Below are 4,524 nucleotides of genomic sequence, written 5' to 3'. Positions count from 1 at the left end.
TCCGAACCGATAATCGAGTGGACGTACTTTCCGAGCATGTGGGTGTAAATCGCGTTTGCTTCCGGAATTTCAACATCGAAAGAAGAGCCTCGGTCGTAAATCACAAAGTCAATTCCGGCAATCGTGTTTTTTCCCTCGTGCAGAATATTTTTAATTGAAGCCATAAAGTTTCCGTGGAAAGCTGGTCCAAACGCTTTCAAAAGTCCCTGCGTGATTCCGAATGCAGTTCCGCCGCTCACAGATTTTTTCGCGTTTTCAGTTCCCCACACGTTCATTCCCTTGATGTAGTCCGCGCCGGCCGGATGGTCGCTGATTATAATGTCGTTCATCGGCTTTTTAAGCGAAGCAACGTATTCCTTCCAAGCGTCAAGATTTTCCGTGAACGAAGGAAGCTCGATTCCCACAAGCGCGTTTTCGCCCTCGACAACAAAAGCCGCGTCGCAAAGAGCGTCCTTTGTGTCGTAAGCGTGAAGCCTGATTTTTCCAAAGTCGTAAACCGTTACAGTTCCTGCCGAAAGATTTTTTGTTGTGTTCATAATTCACCTCTGATATTTTTTTTGCGTGCACGTTGTAACTTTTTTAGTTACAAGAAGAATATAATCCAGATTTGTTGTAATGTCAATGGTTACAATAAAAAAAGATGAGAAAAATTGAATGGATTTATTTGTGGGGATTGGTGTTGGTGTGAAGTGGTTGATTGAAGCTATTGCAATACTTGGGGTTTAATTTATTGGAATTTTGCGATTTAATTTCCGTGTCATTCCCTTGCTTGACAAGGGAATCTCTGCACACGAATTATCGAGTCTACGTCCAAACGAGCCGCCATTTTTTTATTCCTCTATATAATCTATAGAGTTAAATCAGAACCGCTTGCCGTGCCGTTTTCGCACTGAACTTTCAAGGACATGAGTTTGTATTTTGAATCCTTATCATCAGTTTTAACTTGCTTCCATTGCTCGACTGTGCCTTTATATGTGATTGTTTCAAGAGCCGTGCAGCCGTCAAACGCGTCGCTTTTTATAGAAATGATACTTGCAGGAATCTCTACGTATTCAAGAGATAAGCAGTCTTTAAATGCAGTGTATCCTATCTTATAATCTGAACTGTTTAAAATGATGACGGTTTTAAGGTTCTTGCAATCTTTGAACACATCTGCTACAAGCAATTCATATTGATATTCGGTATCCGGCGGTTCGATTGCCGGAATCACTATGCCGGTAAGATTCTCACAGTCCGCAAATGAACATTTTATCCAATCATAAAAATCTATTGTTATTCCGCCAAGGTCAAGATAGACTTTTGCACCGTTTAAATTGCCTTTGATTACCTCTATTACGCCTTTCAGATTGTCTTTTGTCATTTCGCCTGTAACTGCAATTTTGTGCTCGCCGGCAGGAAGGCTGTTTATTGCGTTGACCGCATTTTCCGCCGCAACCGTCCACTGCGCATGGAGCATTGTGTCTGAATTGAATGTGAATTCCGCACCGTCTGCGTATGCTGTGCCGCTTCCGTCTGCCGAAGTGTTCCAGTTCAAGAACTCAAAGTCTGTTCTGGAGAATTTTACGGCAGGAAGATTTATTTTCTCGTTCTCTTCTTTTGTTATGCTCTCCATTTCGCCTGTGCCGCCGTTTGCGCTGAACGAGAGCTTGTATTCTGCCGGTTTGCTGTCATCCCCGGTCATACAGCCGGTGAGCAGCGACAAAGTTAAAAATAATGTAAAAATTACACGGGGGGGGGAAGGAACTTGTGGTTAATTTTCATCGCTTTCTCCATTTGCCGTCCGATTTTTGAACGGTCTCTTATCAGATTTGTATTGTCTTATTATTATACAGCATGGAGAGGAAAATATCACGGCAAAGAAAGAAAAAAGTAGGAAAATTTTGCGGATTTTTATAGAAAAAAAGATTGCTGATTGAGTTTCTTTCAGAAACATCGTAGATTACGCACGGCTATTACTAAAACTGACAGTATTTTTAAACTTTACATATATACAGTAGTAATAAAATGTGTTATAATAATTTTGTTGGAAGTGCCTGATTTCTAAGGCGGCGTCTCCCGAACTCAAACCAGCTTGCTGGAATTTGAACAAGGGAGGCTTACGAAGATGACGATTTACGAAATTATTTCGTTGGCTATTAATTTAGCCATTCTAATTCTTGAAGCCCTTTCTTACCTTAAAAATAAGAAGAGTTAAAAAGTAAAGCCGCCCTTTCGTTTACCCACATTGGACGGCTTTGTAGTCAAAAACGTGGAGACGACCGACAGAAATCGGGCATTTCCTTTCTTTCAATATACTACAGAAAAACGTTTACGTCAAACAGTTATGTGAGATTTTCGTTATAGCTCCCATAAGCACAGGCGAAAATTCCTTTCCCGCTTGGCACTTTTTTTTCTTTCCATCAGCCCTGCAAAAACACCTTCATTGCGCACAGGGCGGCAAGAAAGATGATGTTCATCAGTGTAAAGACTGCGAGGAATTTTGCGGTTCCGCCTTTTTCCTGCGTGTAGAGCTTCAGGCTTATGAGGCTTGCAAGGGATGCAACCGGTGTTCCAAGTCCGCCGATGTCCACGCCAAGCAGAAGCTCCTTTGTGTCCTGCGCGAACGGATGTAGCAAAAGCGTTGCGGGAACATTGCTTATCACCTGGCTGAACGCAAGGCTTACGGCAAATTCGTTTCCTCCTGTTATCCGCTTTAGAAAACTGTCCACGCTTTCAAGGCGCGCGATGTTTCCGGTAAAAATAAAAAACGCCGTGAATGTAAGAAGCAGCATAAAATCGATATTGCAAAAAATCTTCCGGTCGGAAAAAAGTACGCAAAGCGCGACAAGAACCGCCGCCGCCCATTTTGGAATCACGTTCACGACCGAAAGAAGGCACAGAATAAAAAGCGCCGTGTATAAAATGTTTTTTCCTGTGCAATCTACAAAGCCTGAGCCGCCGTTTTCGGTTTCCTGCCGCACAATCTGGACTTTTTCGTTCTTTATTATCAGAGTTGAAAGAATCAGAAGCACAAGTGAAAGCAATGTGTACGGAAAAAGGATTTTCATAAACTGGACTGTGCCGAGTTGCATTTTTGAGAACAGAAATATGTTCTGCGGATTCCCGATCGGAGTAATCATGCTTCCGAGGTTCGCCGCAAGAGTCTGAAGAACAACGGTGTATAATAGAAGAAAACCGCTTGTTTTTGAAAGAAGGACAACCGCAAACGGAACAAACGTAAGGAGCGCGACGTCGTTTGTGATAATCATGCTTGTAAAAAAGCAGAGCAAAACGAGCGTAAGGCAAAGTCCGCGCTGACCGTGAACTTTGCGGCAGACGATGTTTCCAAGCTCGCCGAAAAGCCCTGTCCGCCTCCAGCCTGAAACGACCGCCATGAGCGAAAAAAGCGTCAGAAGCGTCCCGAAGTCGATGTACGAAATGTATTTTGCGTCTGGCTTTACGAAAAACGTTGAAATGAGCGCGAACAAAAACGTGACGCAAAAGACGATTTCCTTCTTGCACCAGATGAATATTTTCTGAAAGATTTTTCCTGCCGACATTTTTTTGCCTTCTTTGATTTTGAAGATTTGAGCGATTCGCAGTAAGTGTATCACAAATCGCATTTTTGTTCCGCAAATGCCGCAGGGCTATGACTGGAAAAGACACGGGAGATTGCCGTGTCGGAGCACGGCAATGACAAAGAGAATAAAACCTCGGCAATAACAGGCTAGCTTCATGTCATTCCCTTGCAAGTACGCCGCAAGGCGGACGCAGACACGGGAATCTCACCACGCAAGATCCTCCGGTCAAACCGAAGGATGGCAAAAACGTTTTATTCCCAGCGGAAGAAGCAGGCGGAAAGAGCCGTGCAGAGCACGCCGACTGCAAGCATTACGCAGACCGGCAGCAGAACGCCTTCACCTCCGATTCCGAGAAACGTGTTTTTCATCATCGTTATTCCCTGCGTCAAAGGAAAAAAGCTTACGACATTCTGCATCGCTTTCGGCATAACTTCAAGAGGAAGCGTTGTGCCTGAAAGAACGAGCATGGGAAAATAAAGGACACATGCGATTACGCTTGCCTGCTTGGTGTCCTTCGCCACACCTCCGACTAGCATTCCAATTGACAAAGTCGAGAGCATGGTAAGCGTCCAGCTGCCGAGAAAAGCCCAGAACGAGCCGTGCAGTCTTACGCCCCACAAAAGAGAGGCGACAGAAAGCGTCGCAAGGGATGCTGCGCAGTAGACAACATACATCGCAAGCTCCACGCCCAGAATGAACACCGGGCTTACAGGCGTAACGCGAAGCCTCTTGAGAATCTTCATCTCACGCAAGCCCGAAACCGCCAGCGGCAGCCCCATCAGTCCGCCTGCGCAGATTGCGATTGCACCGACCGCCCCGAAAGACTGCTCCAAAAATGTATAATCCGCACCGTCATAAGCAGGTTTTCTTCCATATATAATGCCGAAAATTATGAAAACTACAAGCGGCATGATTACGGCGAAAATCACCATGTTCATGTCACGCAGGCTGAGCTTCAGCTCGG

Annotated in this window: 4 protein-coding genes; all 4 read right to left on the bottom strand. The window is 44.7% G+C overall.

The features are described 5' to 3' along the window. Positions 1–536, bottom strand: a 536-nt coding sequence (locus B4C08_RS09055; protein WP_296664657.1) for a hypothetical protein, incomplete at its 3' end; no start/stop codon positions are given. Between the two features lie 311 nt (positions 537–847). Beyond that, on the bottom strand, positions 848–1,702 hold the full coding sequence (locus B4C08_RS09050; RefSeq protein WP_296664656.1) for a leucine-rich repeat protein: 855 nt from the start codon (positions 1,700–1,702) through the stop codon (positions 848–850). A 697-nt stretch (positions 1,703–2,399) separates the two neighbouring features. Continuing rightward, positions 2,400–3,539 (bottom strand): SLC13 family permease, encoded by a 1,140-nt coding sequence (locus B4C08_RS09045; protein ID WP_296664653.1) that lies wholly within the window; start codon positions 3,537–3,539, stop codon positions 2,400–2,402. A gap of 272 nt (positions 3,540–3,811) precedes the next feature. Further along, the coding region (locus B4C08_RS09040; RefSeq protein ID WP_296664651.1) for an ABC transporter permease at positions 3,812–4,524 on the bottom strand (713 nt) is incomplete at its 5' end.

The sequence above is a fragment of the Treponema sp. UBA753 genome, assembly GCF_002297325.1.
Lineage (GTDB): Bacteria > Spirochaetota > Spirochaetia > Treponematales > Treponemataceae > Treponema_D.
Note: the sequence above shows the minus strand (reverse complement) of the source record. Positions and strands in the feature narration are given on the sequence as shown.

Coding starts and splice junctions, on each gene's coding strand:
- B4C08_RS09045 (WP_296664653.1), bottom strand. CDS start 3,539: ATGTCGGCAGGAAAAATCTTTCAGAAAATATTCATCTGGTGCAAGAAG.